19 protein-coding genes are annotated in these 21,027 nt (G+C 74.5%); 10 read left to right on the top strand and 9 right to left on the bottom strand.

From position 1 onward, the window contains the following. Positions 1 to 312 precede the first annotated feature (312 nt). The 3 genes from AB4039_RS24500 to AB4039_RS24490 all read left to right on the top strand — a co-directional run bounded on the left by AB4039_RS24500 (position 313) and on the right by AB4039_RS24490 (position 3,322). Entirely contained in the window at positions 313 to 780 is a 468-nt protein-coding gene (locus AB4039_RS24500; RefSeq protein ID WP_442271828.1) for a hypothetical protein, read from the top strand. A 169-nt stretch (positions 781 to 949) separates the two neighbouring features. Further along, positions 950 to 2,365 carry a sulfatase family protein gene (locus AB4039_RS24495; RefSeq protein ID WP_442271827.1) on the top strand — a complete coding sequence of 472 codons (1,416 nt, stop codon included), beginning with the start codon at positions 950 to 952 and terminating at the stop codon, positions 2,363 to 2,365. Positions 2,366 to 2,395: 30 nt separating this feature from the next. Continuing rightward, positions 2,396 to 3,322 (top strand): formylglycine-generating enzyme family protein, encoded by a 927-nt coding sequence (locus tag AB4039_RS24490; RefSeq protein WP_266843936.1) that lies wholly within the window; start codon positions 2,396 to 2,398, stop codon positions 3,320 to 3,322. 20 nt (positions 3,323 to 3,342) lie between these two features. Here AB4039_RS24490 and AB4039_RS24485 read toward each other — a convergent pair whose 3' ends face one another. From AB4039_RS24485 to AB4039_RS24475, 3 genes are all read right to left on the bottom strand, one after another. Further along, positions 3,343 to 3,888 carry a GNAT family N-acetyltransferase gene (locus AB4039_RS24485; RefSeq protein ID WP_266843935.1) on the bottom strand — a complete coding sequence of 182 codons (546 nt, stop codon included), beginning with the start codon at positions 3,886 to 3,888 and terminating at the stop codon, positions 3,343 to 3,345. Between the two features lie 158 nt (positions 3,889 to 4,046). Next, positions 4,047 to 6,266, bottom strand: coding sequence for an NADP-dependent isocitrate dehydrogenase (locus tag AB4039_RS24480; RefSeq protein WP_442271826.1), 2,220 nt, complete (start codon positions 6,264 to 6,266; stop codon positions 4,047 to 4,049). A gap of 194 nt (positions 6,267 to 6,460) precedes the next feature. Then, a complete protein-coding gene (locus AB4039_RS24475) occupies positions 6,461 to 6,814 on the bottom strand; it encodes a DUF805 domain-containing protein (protein WP_266843932.1) in 354 nt (117 codons plus the stop codon). Between the two features lie 222 nt (positions 6,815 to 7,036). Between AB4039_RS24475 and AB4039_RS24470 the strand changes: the two genes are divergently transcribed. Then, entirely contained in the window at positions 7,037 to 8,107 is a 1,071-nt protein-coding gene (locus AB4039_RS24470; protein ID WP_266843931.1) for an NAD-dependent epimerase/dehydratase family protein, read from the top strand. Positions 8,108 to 8,246: 139 nt separating this feature from the next. Next, the gene (locus tag AB4039_RS24465; protein WP_442271829.1) at positions 8,247 to 9,773 is read left to right on the top strand and encodes an eCIS core domain-containing protein; all 1,527 of its coding nucleotides are present in this window, start codon (positions 8,247 to 8,249) and stop codon (positions 9,771 to 9,773) included. Between the two features lie 63 nt (positions 9,774 to 9,836). On the opposite strand, the gene AB4039_RS24460 is transcribed toward AB4039_RS24465, so the two are convergent. Both AB4039_RS24460 and AB4039_RS24455 read right to left on the bottom strand, forming a co-directional pair. Continuing rightward, a complete protein-coding gene (locus AB4039_RS24460; RefSeq protein ID WP_266843930.1) occupies positions 9,837 to 11,009 on the bottom strand; it encodes a sensor histidine kinase in 1,173 nt (390 codons plus the stop codon). Beyond that, positions 11,006 to 11,743: a response regulator transcription factor gene (locus AB4039_RS24455; protein ID WP_442271825.1), complete on the bottom strand. Its 738-nt coding sequence runs from the start codon at positions 11,741 to 11,743 to the stop codon at positions 11,006 to 11,008. Before AB4039_RS24455 ends, AB4039_RS24460 begins: the two co-directional genes overlap by 4 nt. A gap of 122 nt (positions 11,744 to 11,865) precedes the next feature. On the opposite strand from AB4039_RS24455, the gene AB4039_RS24450 reads away from it, so the two are divergent. From AB4039_RS24450 to AB4039_RS24435, 4 genes are read left to right on the top strand one after another with little or no spacing between them, the layout of a single operon-like run. Next, positions 11,866 to 12,576: a glycosyltransferase family 2 protein gene (locus AB4039_RS24450; RefSeq protein WP_266843928.1), complete on the top strand. Its 711-nt coding sequence runs from the start codon at positions 11,866 to 11,868 to the stop codon at positions 12,574 to 12,576. Continuing rightward, positions 12,573 to 13,202: a DUF2064 domain-containing protein gene (locus AB4039_RS24445; RefSeq protein WP_266843927.1), complete on the top strand. Its 630-nt coding sequence runs from the start codon at positions 12,573 to 12,575 to the stop codon at positions 13,200 to 13,202. The genes AB4039_RS24450 and AB4039_RS24445 overlap by 4 nt, the downstream gene beginning before the upstream one ends. Continuing rightward, positions 13,199 to 15,406 (top strand): AMP-binding protein, encoded by a 2,208-nt coding sequence (locus tag AB4039_RS24440; protein ID WP_442271824.1) that lies wholly within the window; start codon positions 13,199 to 13,201, stop codon positions 15,404 to 15,406. The genes AB4039_RS24445 and AB4039_RS24440 overlap by 4 nt, the downstream gene beginning before the upstream one ends. A gap of 4 nt (positions 15,407 to 15,410) precedes the next feature. Continuing rightward, a complete protein-coding gene (locus AB4039_RS24435; RefSeq protein WP_266843922.1) occupies positions 15,411 to 15,803 on the top strand; it encodes a RidA family protein in 393 nt (130 codons plus the stop codon). A 79-nt stretch (positions 15,804 to 15,882) separates the two neighbouring features. Here the strand turns inward: AB4039_RS24435 and AB4039_RS24430 are convergent, their stop codons facing one another. Genes AB4039_RS24430 through AB4039_RS24420 form a run of 3 tightly spaced genes read right to left on the bottom strand, consistent with a single transcriptional unit; the run spans position 15,883 to position 18,327 of the window. Then, positions 15,883 to 16,695: a GNAT family N-acetyltransferase gene (locus AB4039_RS24430; RefSeq protein ID WP_442271823.1), complete on the bottom strand. Its 813-nt coding sequence runs from the start codon at positions 16,693 to 16,695 to the stop codon at positions 15,883 to 15,885. A 49-nt stretch (positions 16,696 to 16,744) separates the two neighbouring features. Further along, positions 16,745 to 17,188 carry a hypothetical protein gene (locus AB4039_RS24425; RefSeq protein WP_442271822.1) on the bottom strand — a complete coding sequence of 148 codons (444 nt, stop codon included), beginning with the start codon at positions 17,186 to 17,188 and terminating at the stop codon, positions 16,745 to 16,747. After that, positions 17,185 to 18,327: a molybdopterin-dependent oxidoreductase gene (locus AB4039_RS24420; RefSeq protein WP_442271821.1), complete on the bottom strand. Its 1,143-nt coding sequence runs from the start codon at positions 18,325 to 18,327 to the stop codon at positions 17,185 to 17,187. Before AB4039_RS24420 ends, AB4039_RS24425 begins: the two co-directional genes overlap by 4 nt. A 219-nt stretch (positions 18,328 to 18,546) precedes the next feature. On the opposite strand from AB4039_RS24420, the gene AB4039_RS24415 reads away from it, so the two are divergent. After that, positions 18,547 to 20,022, top strand: coding sequence for a glycosyltransferase family 87 protein (locus AB4039_RS24415; protein WP_266843915.1), 1,476 nt, complete (start codon positions 18,547 to 18,549; stop codon positions 20,020 to 20,022). On the opposite strand, the gene AB4039_RS24410 is transcribed toward AB4039_RS24415, so the two are convergent. Next, positions 19,995 to 20,816, bottom strand: a complete 822-nt coding sequence (locus tag AB4039_RS24410; RefSeq protein ID WP_266844172.1) for a chitosanase — start codon at positions 20,814 to 20,816, stop codon at positions 19,995 to 19,997. The genes AB4039_RS24415 and AB4039_RS24410 overlap by 28 nt on opposite strands. Positions 20,817 to 21,027 lie beyond the last annotated feature (211 nt).

Genomic DNA, 21,027 nt, shown 5'->3' with positions numbered 1-21,027 from the left:
GCCCCGCCCCGGCAGCCGGGGCCCGCGCTCCCGCGGGGGCCCGGCCCGGGGCCTCCGTAGGGCCCGGCGCCCCCCTGGAGCACTTGGCCGGGGCCCTTCCCGGCCCGGCCGCGGCAGCCGAACTGGTGGCGTTGTACCGGCTGATCACCCGGAGGGAGCGCTGAGCGGCGGCGCCGGGACCGCGTCGGCCGGCCCGGCGGGACGGAATGCGACATTCCCCTGGTCACACCCTGGAATTGGCGCATAATCGTCGTCACGCGGCTCGAAGAATCCCTATGGCCGCGCTCGGTCACGCATGCAATGGGGGGCATCGTGATGATGGGGGACTCCCGGCCGCCCGGCGCGGCCACCACACTGACGACCACGTCCGCCGAGCTGTCGATGCTGCTCACCGCCGTGCGCCGGGGCCGGGTGCTCACCGTCACGGGCCGGTTCCGCGCACCGCGGAGCCTGCTCGTACGGGACATCGCGCGCCGGCTCTCGTCCAACTTCTGCGACGGGACGGCGGTGGTCACCGTCGCCCGGGACGGCAGCGTGGGGGAACTGGTGGCCGCACTGGGCAGCGCACCCGGCATGTCCTTACCGCCCCGCGGCACGGCGAACGCCGCCTCCTGGCTCGCGGAACGGGACATGCTGCTCGTCCTCGACGACAGCGACCGGCTGAGCCCGGCGGCGCTGTCCTGGCTGCGGACCCTGCTCACCCTCGCGCCCGGCCTGCGGATCCTGGCCGCAGGGGCGCACCCGCTGGCCGTGGGACAGGGGCGGGTGCACCGGCTCTGAGCGCGGCGGCCGCCGCTTCACACGCGCGGCACACGACTGCCATACGGGAGTCATTGAGTGGGGGAGCCCCGAATCCTAGGGTCTGACCTGCGGGTTCCGGCGGCCCTGGCGTTCCGGTCGCGGGCCCGGGTACGTACGTCACCTTCCCCCGCGCGTACAGGAGACCCTCGTGAGCGAGCACGACAGCACGCCCCGCACCCCCGCGGTGGCCCGCCGCGGCTTCCTCGCCGGTGCGGCGGCCGTCGCGGCCTCGGCCGCCACCCCCGCCCTCGCCCGGGCGGCGACGCCCGCGGCCGGCCCCGCCGGAGCACGCCCCAACATCCTGCTGATCGTCACCGACGACCAGCCCAGGCACACCGACTGGGCCATCCCGAAGACCGTCGACTGGCTCGGCGGCCAGGGCGTCACCTTCACCCGCGGGCACTCCGCGACCCCGCTGTGCGCGCCCTCGCGCTCCTCGGTGTTCTCCGGCCGCCACGCGCACCACCACGGCGTCCGCAACAACGCGGCCTCCCACAGCCTCGACCAGTCCACCACCGTGCAGCGGTACCTCAAGGAGGCCGGCTACCGCACCGGACTCTTCGGCAAGTACCTCAACTCCTGGACCCTGGCTGACAATCCGCCGCACTTCGAGGAGTTCGCACTCCTCCAGCCCGCCTACAACGACGCCCGCTGGAACGTGAACGGGACCGTCCGGCAGATCGACGGCTACACGACCGACATCGTCCGCAACAAGACCCTCGCCTTCCTCGACAAGGCCGCCACCGACGGCCGCCCGTGGTTCGCCTACGTCACTCCGTACGCCTCGCACGCGCCGAACGTCCCCGCGCCCAAGTACGCCGAGACGCCCGTGCCCGTGTGGAACGGGCGCCCCTCCGTCCCCGAGGCCGACCGCTCCGACAAGCCGCCCTTCGTCCAGGACGCCACGGCCACCCTGGACGACGCCCGCGAGGTGCGCACCCGCCAGCTGCGCAGCCTGCTGTCCGTCGACGACGCGGTGCAGGCCATCCGCGACAGGCTGGTGGCGCTGGGCCAGTTGGAGAACACCCTCGTCATCTTCACCGGGGACAACGGCTACACCTGGGCCGACCACGGCTGGCTGAAGAAGTCGGTGCCCTACTCCCCCTCCCACGAGGTGCCGTTCTACCTGTCCTGGCCCGCCCGCGGGCTCGCCGCCGGGACCACCGACCACCGGATCGTCGCCAACATCGACATCGCGCCGACCATCCTCGAAGCGGCGGGCATCGGGCAGCCCGCCGGGCAGGACGGCCACTCGCTCCTCGGCGCCGCCGACCGGGACCACCTGCTGGTCCAGTGGTGGAAGCAGGGCACCGGCGGCGGGGGGCCCGGGACCTGGGCCTCGTACGTCGCCAAGGACAAGCAATATACGGAGTACTACGACCTGCACACCGACGCGAGCGGAGCGGTCTCCGGCACCGGGCAGGTCTCCTTCCGCGAGTACTACGACCTGGTCGAGGACCCGTACCAGCTGAGGAACCTGCTGTACCAGGCCACCCCCGCACAGGAACGGGCCCTCGGGATACCGGCGCTCGCCGCACGGCTGGCCGCCGACCGCACCGGCTGATCCGCCCACCGGCCCCTCCGGGAGAGACCCATGGCACCGAAGTCCTGCTGCGCGCCCGTACGCGGATCCGCCCCGCTCACCCTGTCACCGGCCGCGCCGCCGCCCCCGCGGGCGGCGGACCCGGCGGCCGAGCGGGCCGTCCGGGACCTGCTGGACCTGCCGGGGGGCCGGTTCCTGATGGGCACCGAGGACCCGGACGGGTTCCCGGCGGACGGGGAGGGGCCGGTCCGGGAGGCGGTGGTCGGGGCGTTCCGCATCGCCCCGACCACCGTCACCAACGCCCGGTTCGCCTCCTTCGTGAAGGCCACCGGGCACGTCACGGAGGCGGAGTCCTTCGGCTTCAGCTTCGTCTTCGGCGGCTTCCTCGCCCCCACGGTCGCCGCCGCCTCACCGGCGGTCGCCGGGACTCCGTGGTGGCGGGCGGTCTCCGGCGCCGACTGGCGCCGTCCGGAGGGGCCCGGTTCCTCCTCCCTGAGCACCCGCCAGAACCATCCCGTGGTACACGTGTCCTGGAACGACGCGCAGGCGTACTGCGCCTGGTCCGGGACCCGGCTGCCCACGGAGGCGGAGTGGGAGTACGCGGCGCGGGGCGGGCTGGAGCAGCGCCGCTATCCCTGGGGCGACGAACTGCGGCCGGGCGGACGGTACATGTGCAACATCTGGAACGGGGACTTCCCCCGGCACAACACGCGCGCCGACGGCCACGCGGGCACCGCACCCGCCCGGTCCTTCCGGCCCAACGGCTACGGGCTCTACCAGGCCGTGGGCAACGTGTGGGAGTGGAGCGCGGACCGGTTCGGCGCGGACGGTCCCGAGCGGACGATGCGCGGCGGCTCCCACATGTGCCACGACTCCTACTGCAACCGCTACCGGGTGGCCGCCCGCACCCGCAACACCCCGGACAGCTCGGCGGGCAACATCGGCTTCCGGGTGGCGGCCGGACCCCGCACCGGGTGATGCGGGGCGGGCGGGGCCGCTCAGCGCTGCCAGTCTGCCGGCTTCCACTCGGCGGCCGGCAGTCCGAGGATCACCTCGTCGAGGAACTCCCCCATCACCCAGGCCGATCCGCGCAGGGTGCCCTCCAGGGCGAAGCCCGCCCGGCGGGCCGCGGCGATCATGGGGGCGTTGTCCGCGAGGGTCTCCAGCTGGAGGCGGCGCAGCCCGCGCACGGTGAACCCGTAGAAGCAGAGCAGCTGGACCACCTCGGCGCCGAAGCCGCGGCCCCGGAAGGCGGGGCGCAGCGACAGGCCGAGGTGGGCGTTGCGGTTGTGGGTGTCGATGCCCCACAGCAGGGCCTCGCCGGCCAGTTCGCCGGAGGTCCGGTCGACCACGGAGAAGAAGGCCTCGCCGCCGCCCGGTGCCCCGGGCTCGTACGGGGAGTTCCCGCCGGCGGCGGCGATCGGGGCCCAGGGCCGGGTGTCGGCGCGCGAGCGCGTGGCGACGTCGTCGTAGAGCTCCGCGTGGAGCACGGGCACGTCTTCGGGGAGCCGGGCGCGCAGCCCGGTCGATCGTCCTTGGATCACGGGGACTTCCTACGCCCTGTCCCGGGCCCGGCACAACAGGCTTTCCGCCCGCCGGGCCCGGCACGACCGGCTTCCCGCCCGCCGGGCCCGCCCCGGACACGGCTGCGCCCCGGCCGGGCACGAGGCCGACCGGGGCGCAGCCGCGGAGCGCGGGGGCGTCAGCCGAGCAGGGCGATCGCCTTGTTCAGCGTCGCGGAGGGACGCATGACCTCGGCGGCCTTGGCCGGGTCGGGCTGGTAGTAGCCGCCGATGTCGACCGGGGAGCCCTGGACGGCGATGAGCTCGCCGACGATGGTCTCCTCGGACTCCGCCAGGGTCTTGGCGAGCGGCTCGAAGGCCGCGGCGAGCTTCGGGTCGTCGATCTGGCGGGACAGCTCCTGCGCCCAGTACATGGCCAGGTAGAAGTGGCTGCCGCGGTTGTCGATGCCGCCCAGCTTGCGGCTCGGCGACTTGTCCTCGTTGAGGAAGGTGCCGGTCGCGCGGTCCAGGGTGTCGGCCAGCACCTGGGCGCGGGCGTTGCCGGTGGTGGTCGCGAGGTGCTCGAAGGAGACGGCCAGCGCGAGGAACTCACCGAGGGAGTCCCAGCGCAGGTAGTTCTCCTTGACCAGCTGCTGGACGTGCTTGGGGGCGGAGCCGCCGGCGCCGGTCTCGAAGAGGCCGCCGCCGTTCATCAGCGGGACGACCGACAGCATCTTGGCGCTGGTTCCCAGCTCCAGGATGGGGAAGAGGTCGGTCAGGTAGTCGCGCAGCACGTTGCCGGTCACCGAGATGGTGTCCTCGCCGCGGCGGATGCGCTCCAGGGAGTACGCGGTGGCCTTGACCGGGGAGAGGATCTCGATGGTCAGACCGTCGGTGTCGTGGTCGGCCAGGTACGTCTTGACCTTGGCGATCAGCTGCGCGTCGTGGGCGCGGCCCTCGTCGAGCCAGAAGACGGCCGGGACGCCGGTGGCGCGGGCGCGGGTGACGGCGAGCTTGACCCAGTCCTGGATCGGCGCGTCCTTGGTCTGGCAGGCGCGGAAGATGTCGCCGGCGGCGACCTCCTGCTCCAGGACCGTGTTGCCCGCGGCGTCGACGACGCGGACGGTGCCCGCGCTCGCGATCTCGAAGGTCTTGTCGTGGCTGCCGTACTCCTCGGCCTTCTGGGCCATGAGGCCGACGTTCGGCACCGAACCCATGGTGGCCGGGTCGAAGGCGCCGTGGGCGCGGCAGTCGTCGACGACGACCTGGTAGACGCCCGCGTAGCTGCTGTCCGGGAGGACGGCGAGGGTGTCGGCCTCGGCGCCGTCCGGGCCCCACATGTGGCCGGAGGTGCGGATCATGGCCGGCATGGACGCGTCGACGATGACGTCGGACGGCACGTGCAGGTTGGTGATGCCCTTGTCGGAGTCGACCATGGCGAGGGCCGGGCCCTCGGCGATCTCCGCGTCGATCGAGGCCTTGATCGCGTCACCGTCGGCGAGGGCGCCCAGGCCGTTCAGGATGGTGCCGAGGCCGTCGTTGGGGGACAGGCCGGCGGCAGCGAGGGTCTCGCCGTAGCGGGCGAACGTCTTCGGGAGGAAGGCGCGGACCACGTGCCCGAAGATGATCGGGTCGGAGACCTTCATCATCGTGGCCTTGAGGTGCACGGAGAACAGGACGCCCTCGGCCTTGGCCCGCTCGATCTGGTCGTTGAGGAAGGTGCGCAGGGCGTCGACGTGCAGGACGGACGCGTCCACGACCTCGCCCGCGAGCACCGGCACGGAGTCGCGCAGGACGGTGACGGCGCCGTCGGCGGTGACGTGCTCGATGCGGAGCGTGTCGGCCTCGGCGATCACGGTGGACTTCTCGGTGGAGCGGAAGTCGTTCTCGCCCATGGTGGCGACGTTCGTCTTCGACTCGGGGGTCCAGGCGCCCATGCGGTGCGGGTGGGCCTTGGCGTAGTTCTTCACCGAGGCGGGGGCGCGGCGGTCGGAGTTGCCCTCGCGCAGGACCGGGTTGACGGCGCTGCCCTTGATCTTGTCGTAGCGGGCGCGGATCTCGCGCTCCTCGTCGGACTTCGGGTCGTCCGGGTAGTCCGGAAGGGCGTAGCCCTGGCCCTGGAGCTCGGCGACCGCGGCCTTCAGCTGCGGGATCGAAGCCGAGACGTTGGGCAGCTTGATGATGTTCGCTTCCGGCGTCTTCGCAAGCTCGCCGAGCTCGGCGAGGGCGTCGGCGATCCGCTGGCTCTCCTCAAGGTGCTCGGGGAAGCTGGCGATGATCCGACCGGCCAGGGAGATGTCACGGGTCTCGACATTCACACCGGCCGTCGACGCGTACGCCTGGATGACAGGCAGGAAGGAATACGTCGCGAGGGCCGGGGCCTCGTCAGTGTGCGTGTAGATGATGGTCGAGTCAGTCACCGGATGCTCCGCTCCACAGTCTGCGTCTCTCGTCTGCAACATTGCTCGACATCAAGATATCTCGTGATCGGGCCTGTCTGGACAGCCCCCTGCCGCAAGCGTGACGAGACGCGTGTCACCCCGGCGTGGCCGGGGCGCGCAAAAGGCGTCGCCCCCCGCCGTCAGTGGCGGGGGGCGACGCCTGCGGGCGGTGACTAGGCCCGTATCTCCTTGGGGTTCTGTCCGTACTCGTTGGCACCGGGGTGACCCTCGGTGGCCATCAGGACCAGGATCCAGATCCAGCCGACGAACGGGATGAAGCTCACCAGGTACCACCATCCGGACTTTCCGGTGTCGTGCAGGCGGCGCACCGAGAGGCCGAGGGACGGCAGGAGGACGGCGAGCGTGTAGATCCAGCCGAGGACCGGGTAGGTGCCGAGCACGAAGTCGAGCACCGTGAGGACGATGACGATCGGGATGTTCCAGAGGACGAACATCCAGTATTCCTGGCGCCGGGCACGGCCGGCGAAGTCCACGTACCGCTTGATGACGTCGAGGTAGTAGTTCACGCATCCCCCCTGAGGACGGAACCTGCGGCCCTCCCCGTCGAATGGGCCGGGCCGGACTTATGCCCTCCTTACGGCACTCCCAAGCCACCCCGGACCACCTGAATATGGCCAGCCCCCCTGGTTTCAGGAGCAGTTGACCAGCAGCGGGACAGGAGTGACGAAACCCTTACGGAGGGGCGCGCCGAGCCCCGTCCGGCCGGACGGGTCCGTAGCGTCGGGTCCATGCGCGTACTCGTCACCGGAGGAGCCGGCTTCATCGGCTCGCACATCGTCACCGCCCTGCGCCGGCACGGCCACGACCCCGTCGTCCTCGACTCCCTGCTCCCCGCCGCCCACGCGGACCCGCCCCCGCTGCCGGACACCGGGTTCCTGCGGGGGGACGTACGGGATGCCGAGGCGGTGCGGGCCGCCCTGACCGGGGTGGACGCCGTCTGCCACCAGGCCGCGATGGTCGGCCTCGGCACGGGCTTCGCCGACGCCCCCGCGTACGTGTCCGCCAACGACCTCGGCACGGCGGTCCTGTTGGCCGAGACGGCGCGCGCCGGGGTCCGCGGACTCGTCCTGGCCGGATCGATGGTGGTCTACGGGGAGGGCCGGTACGCGTGCCCGCGCCACGGGGTGGTGCGCCCGGGCCCCCGCCGCGCGGCCGACCTGGACGCGGGCCGCTTCGAACCGCTGTGCCCCGCGTGCGGCGCGGAGCTCACCCCGGGCCTGGTCGCCGAGGACGCCCCGGCCGACCCCCGGAACGTCTACGCCACCACGAAACTGGCCCAGGAGCACCTGGCGGCCGCGTGGGCCCGCGACACGGACGGCCGGGCGGTGTCGTTGCGCTACCACAACGTGTACGGCCCGGGGATGCCCCGCGACACCCCCTACGCGGGGGTGGCCTCCTTCTTCCGCTCCGCGCTCGCCCGGGGCGAGGCCCCGCGGGTCTTCGAGGACGGGGGCCAGCGGCGGGACTTCGTCCACGTCACGGACGTGGCGGAGGCGAACGTGGCGGCCCTGGAAGCCCTGGAGTCCCCCGGCACCCTCCCGGCCGGCCTGTGCACCCCGTACAACACGGGCAGCGGGGACCCCCGAACGATCGGCGAGATGGCCACGGCCCTGGCCGCCGCCCACGGCGGCCCCGCCCCGGTGGTCACCGGCGAGTACCGGATGGGCGACGTCCGCCACATCACGGCCGACTCCGCCCGTCTGCGCCGGGACCTGGGCTGGCTCCCCCGCACCCCCTTCGCCGACGGCATGGCGGAGCTGGCCTCCTCCCCCCAGCGCCCCTCGGCCGCCGCCGTCTGAGACCGACGGGCCCCGAGGGCTCGCCGTGTGCCCGATAGGCCCACCGGTCTGCCCCCGGGTCCCTGGTGGGCCGTCGGCCTGCGTGCGAGGTTGGGCCGGATCGACCGGACTCCCTTCCGAAGGAGCGCGCGTGGCCCCGATGCGGGACGAAGAGCGGAAAGCCGACGGCGGGCGCGCGCCCGGACGGACGCGCGCCCCTTCCGCGGCGCCGCCCGCCCACGGACTCGTGGGTCTCCAGGGCGGGCCCGGGAACGCCGCCGTCGTCCAGATGCTGCGGCGGGCCGGACACACGTGGGCCCAGGACCGGCACCGGCACGGTCCGGGATGCTCGCACCCGTCACAGGGCGCCCCGTCACCGGGCGCCCCGTCTTCAGGCGCCCCGGTACAGCGGTCCGCGGACGGCCGTGGCGACGGGGAGCGGCACGAGGACGGCGAGGACCGCGGTCACGGCGCCGCGACGGATGCGGGGCCGGCCGGCCTGCGGGCCCTGCTCGACGCCGCCAGGGCCACCCCGGGCCGCGCCCTTCCCCCGTCGCTCCTCGCGGAAGCTGGGCCGTTCTTCCGGAACGACCGGCTGTCCGCCGGCCGCTTCCACGACGACCCCGTGTCGCAGCGGGCCGTCGCGGCGATGGGCGCCCGGGCCATGACGATCGGCGAGCACATCTTCGCTCCCCCCGGGGCCCTCGGGGACAAGGCCCTCATCGGCCACGAACTCAGCCACCTCAGCGAGAACCTCAACGGTGTGCGCGAGAGCGGCGTCAGCAGGGGCGACGGAACGACCGTCACCGACCCCGGCCAGCCGTCCGAGCGGATGGCGGGGGCCGACGGAGCCGCCTTCGCCGCGGGAACGGGGACCGCCCCTTCCGCCCTCCAGCGAGCGGCCACGGGGCACACCGGAACCGGTGGCACCGGGCGGAGCGGCCGGGCCGTCCAGCGGGCCCGGCACGGTTCGTCGTCGAACTCGGCGGGCCGCCAGTCCCAGCGGCGTCAGCGCGTGCGGGTCGAGGACCTGCGGCACGCCGAATACCTGGTGAGGCCCGATTGGGGGCCCACGCTCGGCAACCGTGGCGGTGGCAGCTGGGCGAACGCGGTCTTGGGCCCGCTCAGCCTGCAGAACGTGCGCTCCAACTCCAACGCCCGGCTTCCCCCGGCCATCGACGACGCCCGGGCGGCGTACCCGCACCTGACGTTCATCGCGGGGCACCTGCTCAACGAGTGTTTCGGCGGACCGGGCCAGCGGTCGAAGAACCTCACCATCCTGCTCTCCGGCGCGAACGCCGCCCACAAGGGCTACGACGATCCCCTCAAGAACGCGGTGGACGACATGCGGCGCGTCTACGCATTGCTTTCCGAGCTCTACCTTCCCATCGACACCCTCAGGTTCGGTATCGAAACGACGGTCACCGCCTCCGCGTCACAGGGTTACGCGTGGTCCGACAAGGACTATCCCCAGAAGTACATATCCGAATACCTGCACTGCGTGGCCCGGATCCACGGCGGCGAACAGGTATGGGACTGGATAGACCAGGCGGAGCAGCAGGACCCCGGCAACCGGGATTGGCGGCAGGTCGCCGCGTACCTGCGCCGGGTAGAAGACTGGGTGGACCAGGCGAACCGGCACCAGATCATCACCAACACCCCCGGTGGCGCCCTCCTGGCGCTCTGAGCCCCGCCGCCCCGCCGCCCGGCCGCCCCGTCGGCGGGGCGGCCGGGCTCCGCGGCGGCGCCGTCACGACGCCGCGGAGCCCACCGGCAACGTCACCTCGAAGCGGCAGCCGCCGGGGACGTTGTGGACGGCGGTGCGTCCGGCGTGGGCCTCCACGATGCCCCGTACGATCGCCAGCCCCAGCCCCGCCCCGGCCCCCGCCGGGCGCCCGGCCGAGGGCCCCGCGCCCGTGCCCGCCGCGGGCACCGGGGTGCGCGCCGCAGCCCCCCGCCAGCCCGTGTCGAACACCCTCGGCAGGTCCTCCGCCGGGATCCCCCCGCAGCCGTCGGTCACCGACAGCACCACGACCCCGTCGTCCGCCCCGGTGTCGGCCGCGATGGCGACCGTACCGTCGGCCGGCGTGTGCCGGATCGCGTTGACCAGCAGGTTCGCCAGGACCCGGGACATCTCCTTGGCGTCGACCTCCACCGGGACCCGCTCCACCTCCTCCCCCACCAGCCGGACCCCGTGCTCCCGCGCCAGCGGGTCGACCCCGGACAGCGCCTCCGCGACGAGGTCGTACAGCGACATCCGGCTCGGGCTCAGCGCCAGCGCCCCCGCGTGGATGCGCGACAGCTCGAACAGGTCCCCGACCATCGTGTTGAGCCGCTCCACCTCGGTGCGGATCTGCCGGTGGTAGCGGCCGGGATCGGCGGCCATGCCGTCCTCCAGCGCCTCCGACATCGCCCGCAGCCCGGCCAGCGGGGTCCGCAGGTCGTGCGAGATCCAGGCGACCAGCTCCCGCCGCGAGGCCTCCAGCGCCCGCTCCCGCTCCCGCGAGGCGGCCAGCCGGTCGCTGGTCGCCGCGAGCTCCCGGGACAGCGCGTCCAGTTCGGCGGTGGTCTGCCCCGGCGGCGCGGCGAACCGGCCGCCGTCACCGAAGTCCCGTGCGGCCAGGGAGAGTTCCCGGCTCCGGGCCACCACCCACCGGCCCAGCAGCAGCGCGGTGGCCAGCGAGACCACCGCCGCCATCGCCACCACCAGGGTGACCACGCCGAGGTCGTGCGGGGACAGGAACATGGCCTCGGCCACGGCCAGCGTCCCGGCCAGCATGGCGGTGACCGTCACCCCGGCGATCACCGTGAGGGAGACGGCGACCGAGCGGCGTCGCACGAGGCGCAGCACCCCCGCCCCCAGCACCCCCGCGCAGGCGGCCCCGCCGAGCGCGAACAGCGCGATGAGCAGCACGTCCTTCACGCCGCCACCGCCCCGCCGGGCTCGAAGCGGTAGCCGACGCCCCACACCGTCTGGATCAGCCTCGGGCTCCCCGGATCCTCCTCGATCTTGGCGCGCAGTCTGCGTACGTGCACGGTCACCGTCGACAGGTCCCCGAAGTCCCAGCCCCACACCTCGCGCATCAGCTCCTCCCGCCCGTGCGCCCGTCCGGGATGCCGAAGGAAGTGCGCGAGGAGGTCGAACTCCCGCAGCGTGAGGGCGAGTTCCGCTCCGCCGCGGGTGGCCCGGTGCGTCGCGGGGTCGAGCGCGAGGCCGGCACCGGTCAGCGGCGCGGGCACGGCGGCGGCGGCCGCGGCCCGGCTGCGCCGCAGGACGGAGGTGACCCGCAGGACCAGCTCGCGCGGGCTGAACGGCTTGGTGACGTAGTCGTCCGCGCCGACCTCCAGGCCGGTGATCCGGTCGTCCTCGTCGCCCCGCGCGGTCAGCATGATCACGGGTACGGGTCCGCCCGCGCGCAGCCGCCGGCACACCTCCAGCCCGTCGATCCCGGGCAGCATCAGGTCGAGGACGACCAGGTCCGGGCGGGCCCGTCCGGCGGCTTCGAGGGCGGCGGGGCCGTCGCCCGCCTCCTCCACGGCGAACCCGGCCCGCCGCAGGTAACCGGCGACGACCTCGGAGACGGTCGGGTCGTCGTCGACGACGAGGATCCGCGCGGGCGCCGTTTCTCGCGGGGGCGCCTCTTCCATGCTGTTCATGCCCCCAGCCTCCCATCCGCCGCCCGCCGGCGGACCCCGGCCCCGGACCCCCGGGGGTGACGTCCGCGTTTCGTAAGGAGCGCGGGACCCCGTTCGGGGCCCGGCGTTCTTACGGTGAGAACGTGACCGTGACCGTGAGTGTTGATGTCGTCCTGCCCTGTCTGAACGAGGCCGAGGCCCTGCCCTGGGTGCTCGCCCGCATCCCTCCCGGCTGGCGGGCCCTGGTCGTGGACAACGGGTCCACCGACGGCTCGGCGGAGATCGCCCGCTCCCTGGGCGCCACGGTGGTGACCGAGTCCCGGCGCGGTTTCGGCGCCGCCTGCCACGCCGGGCTGCTCGCCGCGCGGGCGGAGGTCGTGTGTTTCTGCGACTGCGACGCCTCCCTGGACCCCGGGCTGCTGACGGACTTCGTGGCCGCCGTGGCCGCCGGCGAGGCAGACCTGGTGCTGGGCCGGCGCCAACCTCGGGGCCTGCGCGACTGGCCCGCGCACGCCCGGGTGGGGAACCTGGTGCTGGCCCGGCTGCTGCGCCGCCGCACCGGGCTGCCCCTGCGCGACCTGGGCCCGCTGCGCGCGGCCCGGCGGGCCGGCCTGCTGGGCCTGGAACTGTCGGACCGCCGCTCGGGCTACCCGTTGCAGATGGTGGTGCGGGCCGCGGACGCGGGCTGGCGGGTACGGGAGGTGGACGTGCCCTACCTGCCGCGCGCCGGGAAGTCGAAGGTGACCGGCACCTGGCGGGGCACCTGGCAGGCCGTCCGCGACATGAGCCGGGTGCTGGCGGAACCCGCCGCGCCCGGCGCCCGTGACCGCGCCTGCGCCGGGGGGACCCGGTGAAGACGACCCTGCTGGTGATCGCGAAGGAACCCCTGCCGGGCCGGGTCAAGACCCGGCTCACCCCGCCGTTCACCCCGGCCGAGGCGGCCGCCCTGGCCGAGGCCTCGCTGGCCGACACCCTGGCCGCCGTCGCCGCGACCCCCGCCGCGCGGAGGGTCCTCGTACTCGACGGGCGGCCCGGTCCCTGGCTGCCGCCCGGCTTCGAGGTGCTCCCGCAGTCGGCGGGGACCCTGGACGAGCGTCTCGCGGCGGCCTTCGGAGCCTGCTCCGGGCCCGCGCTGCTGATCGGTATGGACACCCCGCAGGTGACGCCCGCGCTGCTGACCGTCGACTGGGACGGGTACGACGCCTGGTTCGGGCCCGCCGTGGACGGCGGCTTCTGGGCGCTGGGCCTCGCCGAGCCCGACCCCGGCCTGCTGCGCGGGGTGCCGATGTCGGTGGCGCAGACGGGCGCCGTCCAGTACGCGCGACTGCGGGCGGCCGGGCTGCGGACCGGCCGGCTCCCGCTGCTGCGGGACGTGGACACGGCCGAGGACGCCCGACTGGTGGCGGCCTCGGCTCCGGCGGGGGCGTTCGCGGCCCGGCTGGCGGCCCTGCACGGCGGAGCGCCGGCGGTGCGGGGGTGACCGCCGCCGCGGCCTGGACGGCCGACGACCCGTACTCCCTCGCCCTGCGCAGCGGCCGGGGCCCCCTGTTCCTGCGGCGCGTGGACGGCTGGCTGTTGCCGCTGGAGGTGGAGCGCTGGTGCGAGGCCCCCGACGACGCGGACCGGACCGTGCTGGGGCGCTGCCGCGGGACGGTGCTCGACATCGGCTGCGGCCCCGGGCGGCTGGTGGCGGCGCTGGCCGCCCGGGGCCACCGGGCGCTGGGCATCGACGTGAGCCCGGAGGCGGTGGCCCGTACGGCCCGCGCGGGCGGCAGCGCCCTGCGCCGGTCGGTCTTCGACTCCCTGCCGGGCGAGGGGCGTTGGGGCACGGCCCTGCTGATCGACGGGAACATCGGCATCGGCGGAGACCCGGCGGCCCTGCTGGGCCGGATGGCCGAGGTCCTCGCCGCCTCGGGGTCGCTGATCGTGGAGTGCGAGGAGGTGGAGGTGGACGAGCGCTGCGAGGTCCGGGTCGCGGACGGCCGCGGCGCACTCGGCACGCCCTTCACCTGGGCCCGCGTCGGTGCCGCCGCGCTGACCGCGCTCGCCGGGGCGCAGGGGTGGGTCCGCGCGGACCACTGGACGGTCGCCGGGCGCGTGTTCGTCGCCGGGCCGTACGGGACGGAGCCCGGACCGTTCCTCCTGCTCAGCGGCGCTCGTTGGACTTTCCGCCGATGGTGTCCGGCGGCCATGGTCCGGACAGCGCATTGCGCGGGGAGGTCCCGGCGTCTTGGATCGACAAGATCAAGACGGCGGGACCGCTGCCCGGCGTCGACCGGGGGGAAGCACATGACCACCATGCCCGACGGCCACACGCCCTGGCCCCAGGAGTTCGTCGACCGCTACTGGGCGGCCGGGCACTGGCGCGGCAACACGCTGGACAACCTGCTGCGCGACTGGGCCCTGCAGTACGGACCGCGCACCGCCCTCGTGCACGGCGACACCCGCCTCACCTACGCGAACCTGAACCGGCGCGTGGACCGCATGGCGGCCGGAATCCGGCTGCTCGGCCTGCGGCCCGGCCAACGGGTCGTCGTCCAGCTGCCGAACGTTCCCGAGTTCGTCGTCACGGCGTTCGCTCTGATGCGCGCCGGGGTGGTCCCCGTGTTCTGTCCGGTCTCGCACCGCGCGCCCGAGGTGTCGCGGCTCGTGCGGGTCACCGAGGCCGTCGGCTACGTCGCCCCCTCGACGTACCGGGGCGTCGACCACACGGCGATGGCCGCGCAGATCGCGGCCCGAGGACCCTTCCTGCGGCGGGTGTTCACCCTCGAAACGCCGGACTCCCCCGCCCCGTACGGCGGCGGCTTCACGACCGACCCGGCGGGCTGCCACTACGTCCCGCTGGGCTCCGTCGACGCCCCGCCCGGCCCGGCGCTCGCGCAGGGCGCGGACCGGGTGGCCCTCATGTTCCTCTCCGGCGGCCGCTCCGCGACGCCCGCACTCGTTCCGCGCACCCACGACGACTACGCCTACCAGGCGCGGGCCGCCGCCGAGCTGGTGTCGCTGACCGCGGACGACGTGTACCTGGCCGCTCTGCCCGCCGGGGCCGACTTCGCCTTCGGCTGCCCCGGCGTCGTCGGGACGCTCTCCGTCGGCGGCACGGTCGTCCTGGTCGAGGACCCGGGGCCCGCCACGTGCCTTCCGGTCGTCGAACGGGAGCGGGTGACCCTCACGTCGCTGTCGCCCGCCACCGTCCGGCTCTGGCTCGACGCGCCCGGCCCGGTCCGGTCCGACATGAGCAGTCTGCGCCTGGTGCAGGTCGGCGGCGCGCCCCTGGAGCGGGAGACCGCCGAACGGATCGGCCCCGCATGGGGCGCTCGCCCGCAGCGGGTCTTCGGCATGCCCGAGGGACTGCTGGTCCTGACCCGGCCCGACGATCCGGACGAGACCGTGCTCACCACGCAGGGCCGCCCGCTCTCGCCCGACGACGAGATCCGCCTGGTCGACGCCGACGGCCGGGAGGTGCCCGAGGGGGAGGCCGGCGAACTCCTCGTCCGGGGCCCGTACACCGTGCGGGGCTACTACCGGGCGCCCGACGAGAACGCCCGCGCCTTCACCGCCGACGGCCGCTTCCGCACCGGCGCCCGCGCGCGGCGCACCCCGGACGGCAACCTGGTGGTGACCGGCCCCGACCGGGAGGAACCGGCCCGCGACACCGGCCGCGAGACCGGCCCGACAGAATGACGCCATGACCAGTACACGGCACAACGTCAGCTCGGGCTCGCCCCTGGAACCCGAGATCGGCTTCTCCCGGGCGGTGCGCGTCGGCCCGTACGTGGCGGTCGCCGGCACCGCCCCCATCGGGGACGACGGCGCCACCGTCGGACCGGGTGACGTCCACGCCCAGACCGTGCGCTGCCTGGAGATCGCCGAACGGGCGCTGGAGGCCGCCGGGGCCTCGCTGGAGGACGTCGTCCGCACGCGCGTCATGCTCACGGACGTCACGACGTGGCGGGAGGCGGCGCGGGCGCACGGGGAGCGGTTCGCCTCGGTCCGGCCGGTCACCACCTTCGTCGAGGTGTCCCGCTTCATCGACCCCGCCTGGCTGGTCGAGGTGGAGGTCGACGCCGTCCTGCCGTAGCGCCCGTCCCTCCCGTAGGGCCGGTCCCTCCCGTAGGTCCCTCCCGTAGGACCGTCCCTTCCGGATCCGGCCCGACCGCTCAGACCCGTTCGAAGACGTGCGTGTGGCCGATGGACGTGAAGCCGCGCCTGGCGTACCACGTGCGCGGCCAGTCCTGGGCGTCCGCGATCAGGAAGCGGATGCCGCACCCCGCGTCGGCGGCCCGGCGCAGGGCCGTGTCCAGGACCGCTCCGGCGTGCCCGCGGCCGAGGTGGGCCTCGGCGGTGACCAGGTCCTCGATCTGGGCCGTGCCCGTTCGCGGGTCGGCGTAGAGGTCGGCCCAGGAGGCGATCTCGCCCCCGCCGGTGCGGGAACCTATGAACCGTACGAACTCGGCGCCACGGCGACGGGCACCGCGCTGCTCGACGAGGGCCCGGACGGTCTCCTCCCCGGCCTCCGGCAGGAAGCCCTGCCAACGCCGGGTCAGCGGGGCCCGCAGCGCGTCGAGTTCCACCTCCCGGGCGTGCGCGCCGTCCGGGACGGACCCGGTGTGCAGCATGACGAGGTAGGACGAGTGCGTGTACCCGGCCCGGGTCAGCCACGGCGCGCAGGCCGCCGCGGTGACGTCGTCGAAGACGGAGACCATCCGGTGCCCCAGGTGACCCAGGAGTTCCTCGGCCCGTGCGGGCAGCGCCCCGGGGTCGACGGCCCGCTCGACGACGATCTGGTTGGCGGACCAGGTGCGGGCGTAGGCGTCGTCGAGGGCGGCGAACCCGCCCGGGAACTCGACGGTCCGCGCCGCCTGACGGCGCGCGAAGGCGGTCAGGAAGGCGTTGATCCGCGGGAGTTCGGTGCCCGGTTCGATCGGCTGCGGCTGCGGCTGCTGCGTGTGCTGCGTCGGCTCGGTCGGCATGGGGCCGAGCCTAGGCATCGGGTCCCCGCCGCCGCCCCCGATTTTCCGCCTATCGGCTTCCGGCCCCTCCCGGCCCGCCACCGGTCCGGGTTCCGGTTTCCGGGCGGCCGCGGCTCCGTCGGCGCGTGACGGTCACGACGGCGGCGGTGACGACCACCACCGCGCCCAGCACGATCAGCAGGTTCCTCCCGTACGGCAGCGGCAGGGCCGTGGCGTTGGCCGGGACCCCCGGCCGCAGCAGGGCGGGCAGCGTGACGAGCACCAGCACGCCCCCGGTGATCAGCCCACCGCGTACGGGTCCCCGCGCGGGGGCCGCGGCGAGGAGCAGTCCGGCGGCCAGTACGAGCGGGGCGATGACCCCGTCGTGCAGGACGAGCGAGCCGCCGAGCCAGACGAGCACGTCCAGCGGGTCGGGCAGGGCGGCCACCAGCCGGCCCCCGACCGCGATCAGGAGCAGCCCGAGCGCGCCCAGGGCGCAACGCAGGGCCTTCACAGCACCTCCAGCAGGGTGACCCACTTGGTCTGGAGCACCCCGGGACGGTTCGGCGCGATGATCCGCGCCGGGTAGCCGTGGTCGGGCGACAGCACCTGCCCGTTGAGTTCCAGCGCGAGCAGGGTGAGCGGGTCCTCGGCGTGGTCCCGTCCCATCTCCATGACGCGGTAGGCCCCGCCGGTCTCCATCGAGGTGACGCGCAGCCCGGCGCCCGGCGGTGCTCCCGCGCGGGCGAGCAGGTCCCGGATCCGCACCCCGCTCCAGGCCGCCTGGGCGCTCCAGCCCTCCACACAGGCGATCGGCAGATCGGCCCGCGCCTGGGGCAGGGCGCGCAGTTGGGCGAGCGTCAGCTTGTACGGGCGGGGGCCGCGCACCTCCAGCCGCCAGTCGCGCAGCCGGTCGGGCCCGATCCCGGCCGCGGCGGCCGTCCGGTTGACGGGCAGGCCCTGCGGCCCGTGGCCGGGGTGCCGGGGGCCGAGCAGGTCGAGGAACGCCAGCGGGGTGAAGGACTGGCCGACGGTGGTCACCGTGACCGCGCCGACGGCGGCGGCCGTCCCGAGGAGCAGCGAGCGCCGGTCCGGCCCGTCCGCGGCGGGCAGCAGGCGGGTGCCGGGCGAACGCGCGGTCCAGTGGTCCCTGATCTCCGGGGCCTTGAGGGCGATGTGCAGCAGGATGGACCCGGTCACGACCCAGCCGAGGGCGAAGTGCGTCTCGACGAAGCCGAACGGCCAGGGGTACCACTGCACGATGTTGAGGAGTCCGGAGGAGACCTCCAGTACGGCGCTCGCGACCAGGACGGCCACCGACAGCCGCTCCAGGGCGTGCCGTACGCCGCGCACGGGCGGCCAGGCGAAGAGCCGGGGGTAGACGGTCCACAGCTTGACGAGCAGCAGCACGACCGCGGCGATCCCGGAGGCGACGTGCAGGCCCTGGCTGAGCCGGTAGCCCCAGGCGGGCCGGGTGGGGAGGGAGTCGGCGGCCCAGGCGGGCGGGTGCTGGAGGTAGTGGCTGATCAGCCCGGTCACGAAGCAGACGGCGAAGGCGGCGGCGAGCGGGCGGCCGACGGCGGTGGCGGTACGGGCGTCGTGCAGGCGGCCGGAGGAACCGGGCGGGCGCACGGCTGCCAGGGCCGCCTTCATGCGGCCGCTCGCCGGGTCGTTCGCGGGATCGTTCCCAGGCCCGCCCGACGGCGACGGGCCGTCCGTGGGCGACGGGTCACAGGGCGATGGGGGGTCGGAAGTCATGCTCCCCATCACACCGTCCAGGGAGCCGCCGCGGGCCGTCCGGCACCTTACGAAACGCGGACGCCGGGCCCGGTCAGGGGTCTTGCGGCGGCCCGCGCTGCCAGGCTGGCGACCATGGACCACCCCCGCCTCCGCCTGCGCCCCCGTCCGGGCCCCCGCCCCCGCGCCGCCGCCCGCATCCCGGTCGCCGTGACCGCGCTGCTGCTCACCGCGCTGACCGGCGTGCTCGTCGCCGCCGTCCGCTACGACGCGTACTTCACCGACCCGGCCGGGCTCCTCGGCTGGTACGCCGCCGCCTGGGCCCTGTTCGGGGCGGCCGTGTGGTCGCTGCGCCGCGTGCCGGCCCGCCGCGTGGTCCCCCTGCTGCTGGCCGGGGCGCTGGCGGTGGCCGGGGCGGGGCTCGCCGGGCCGCCGCTGACCAGTACCGATTCCTTCCGCTACGCCTGGGACGGCCGGGTCCAGGCCGCCGGTACCTCCCCGTACGACCGCGCCCCGGCGGATCCGGTGCTGCGGCCCCTGCGCGACGGCTGGCTCTTCCCCCACACTCCCGCCGCCTGTGCCGGACCCGCCCGGGTCGTCGTCGAGCCGGGGGTCTGCACCCGGATCAACCGGCCCGCGGTGCACACCATCTACCCGCCCGTCGCGGAGGGGTACTTCGCCCTGGTGCACTTCCTCTCGCCGCCCGGTGTGCGCCACAAGGCGCTCCAGGCCGGCGGGGCCCTGACGGCGTTCGCGGTGACCGTGGCGCTGCTGCTGATCCTGCGGCGCCGGGGCGCGGACCCCCGTACGGCGGCCTGGTGGGCCTGGTGTCCGGCGGTGGCGGTGGAGGCGGTGAACAACGCGCACGTGGACGGGCTCGCCGTGCTGCTGTCGGTGGCCGCCCTGGGGGTGGTGGTGCGCCGACGGGCCCTGGGCGGAGCCCTGTTCGGCCTGGCCGTGGCGGCGAAGCTGCTGCCCGCGGTCCTGCTGCCGGGCGCGCTGGCGGGCGTACGGCGGTGGCGGGACGCTGCGGTGCTGCTGCTGCCCGCGGCGGCGGTGGTGGGGCTGGCGTACCTGCCGTACGTGCTGTGGTCGCGCTCGTCGGTCTTCGGCTACCTGGGAGGCTACGCCGAGGAGGAGGGGTACGGGGATCCGGGCGCGGGCGGCCGGTACGCGCTGCTGCGGCTGGTGCTGCCGGACGCCTGGGCGGTCCCGGCGGTGGTGGCCGGGATGCTGGTGGTGGTGGCGTACGTCTGGTGGCGCGGGGATCCCGAACGGCCGTGGAGCGGGGCCCTGCTGGTGACGGGGACGGCCTTCCTGCTGATGACCCCGGGGTACTCCTGGTACGCGCTGCTGCTGGTGGCCCTGGTGGCGCTGGACGGCCGGGCCGAGTGGCTGGGGGTGGCCGTCGCCGGGGCGGTCGTGTACGTGGGCCGGGTGCCGTTGGGCGGGGCGACCGTGGAGGTGGCGTACGGGCTGGCGGGCGCGGCGGTGCTGGCCGGCTGGGCGCTGCGCCGCCGCGCCGGGGCCCGGGACGGAGAGGGGTCTCGTCCCGGGCCGCGGCGCGGGCGGGTGGGGGGTGGTCAGCCGATGTGGAAGGAGTCCCCGTAGACCTTCCAGTCGAGCGGGGTGTTGAGGTTCAGGTTGCCCTTCTTCAGGAAGACCCGCTGCGCGGTGTCGACGCGGCTGGTGTCGCTGTGCGCCTCCTCCTGCTTCATCGCCCAGACGCGGGCGTCGAGGAAGGCGTTGAGCCAGGTGGTCTCGTTGCCGCCCTGGGCCGGGGGCTTGGCCTTGCTCAGGGCCCGCTTGCGGATGTTGCGGAAGCTGGTGGAGTCGCTGCCGTCGCCGTGCATGACGATGGCGTCGTAGTACATGAACTGGCCGAGGGTGCCGACGCCGTCGCTCTTGCCCTGGCCGACGGCGGGGTTGAAGTAGACGCGGTCGCGCTCGTGGTCCTGCGCCTTCTTGAACTCGCCGTCGGCGGCGGCCTTGGCCCAGTCCTTGGTGAAGTTGGGGTCGAGGCCGGCGTGCGAGTCGCCGCCGTTGACCTTGCGCAGGGCGGGCAGGTACTTGGCGAGCACGTTGCCGGGCTTGACCTGCGTGTAGTACTCGACGAGGTCGAGCATGTCGCCGGTGCCGGAACAGAAGCCGATGATGCCCGCGGTGTAGCCGCGCCCGTCGCGTATGTCCTCGATGTACTTGTACTGCGCCTTCCAGTCCAGCGAGGAGTTCTCCGCGCTGGAGACGATCTGCATGGCGATGTCCTTCTTCGCCGGGTCGTCGAGCCCGGTCGCCGCCGCCGCGGCGGGGGAGGCCGCCGCCGGTGCCGCCGCCGGTGCGGCGGTGGCGTGCGCGGCGACGGGGGCGGCGAGGAGCGCGGCGCCGATCAGGGCGCCGATCGTCATGGTCTTGCGGCGGGGAGTGAACACAGGGCCTCCGTACGGTGGTTGAGCCTGTCCCGGCTTCGTTAGGAAACTTTCCTACCAGACATCGGCGGCGGCCGACACCCCCCGGGAAAGAAGTCCGGAGGAGACCAATCCGCTCGGGCGGCGGCTCCGAAGTCCTCCATGACCGACGCCGCCACCGTCCCGGAGGACCGCCATGACCCGTACGCGA

This window comes from Streptomyces sp. M-16 (assembly GCF_052114405.1).
GTDB lineage: Bacteria > Actinomycetota > Actinomycetes > Streptomycetales > Streptomycetaceae > Streptomyces.
The sequence above is the reverse complement of the archived record's forward strand: the minus strand, read 5'-3'. Positions and strand labels throughout refer to the sequence as shown.

Bases quoted from the DNA above. Each gene is read 5' to 3' on its own strand.
- AB4039_RS24490 (WP_266843936.1), top strand. From the start codon at position 2,396: ATGGCACCGAAGTCCTGCTGCGCGCCCGTACGCGGATCCGCCCCGCTC.
- AB4039_RS24470 (WP_266843931.1), top strand. From the start codon at position 7,037: ATGCGCGTACTCGTCACCGGAGGAGCCGGCTTCATCGGCTCGCACATC.
- AB4039_RS24465 (WP_442271829.1), top strand. From the start codon at position 8,247: ATGCGGGACGAAGAGCGGAAAGCCGACGGCGGGCGCGCGCCCGGACGG.
- AB4039_RS24455 (WP_442271825.1), bottom strand. From the start codon at position 11,743: ATGAACAGCATGGAAGAGGCGCCCCCGCGAGAAACGGCGCCCGCGCGG.
- AB4039_RS24435 (WP_266843922.1), top strand. From the start codon at position 15,411: ATGACCAGTACACGGCACAACGTCAGCTCGGGCTCGCCCCTGGAACCC.
- AB4039_RS24430 (WP_442271823.1), bottom strand. From the start codon at position 16,695: ATGCCGACCGAGCCGACGCAGCACACGCAGCAGCCGCAGCCGCAGCCG.
- AB4039_RS24420 (WP_442271821.1), bottom strand. From the start codon at position 18,327: ATGAAGGCGGCCCTGGCAGCCGTGCGCCCGCCCGGTTCCTCCGGCCGC.
- AB4039_RS24415 (WP_266843915.1), top strand. From the start codon at position 18,547: ATGGACCACCCCCGCCTCCGCCTGCGCCCCCGTCCGGGCCCCCGCCCC.
- AB4039_RS24410 (WP_266844172.1), bottom strand. From the start codon at position 20,816: ATGACGATCGGCGCCCTGATCGGCGCCGCGCTCCTCGCCGCCCCCGTC.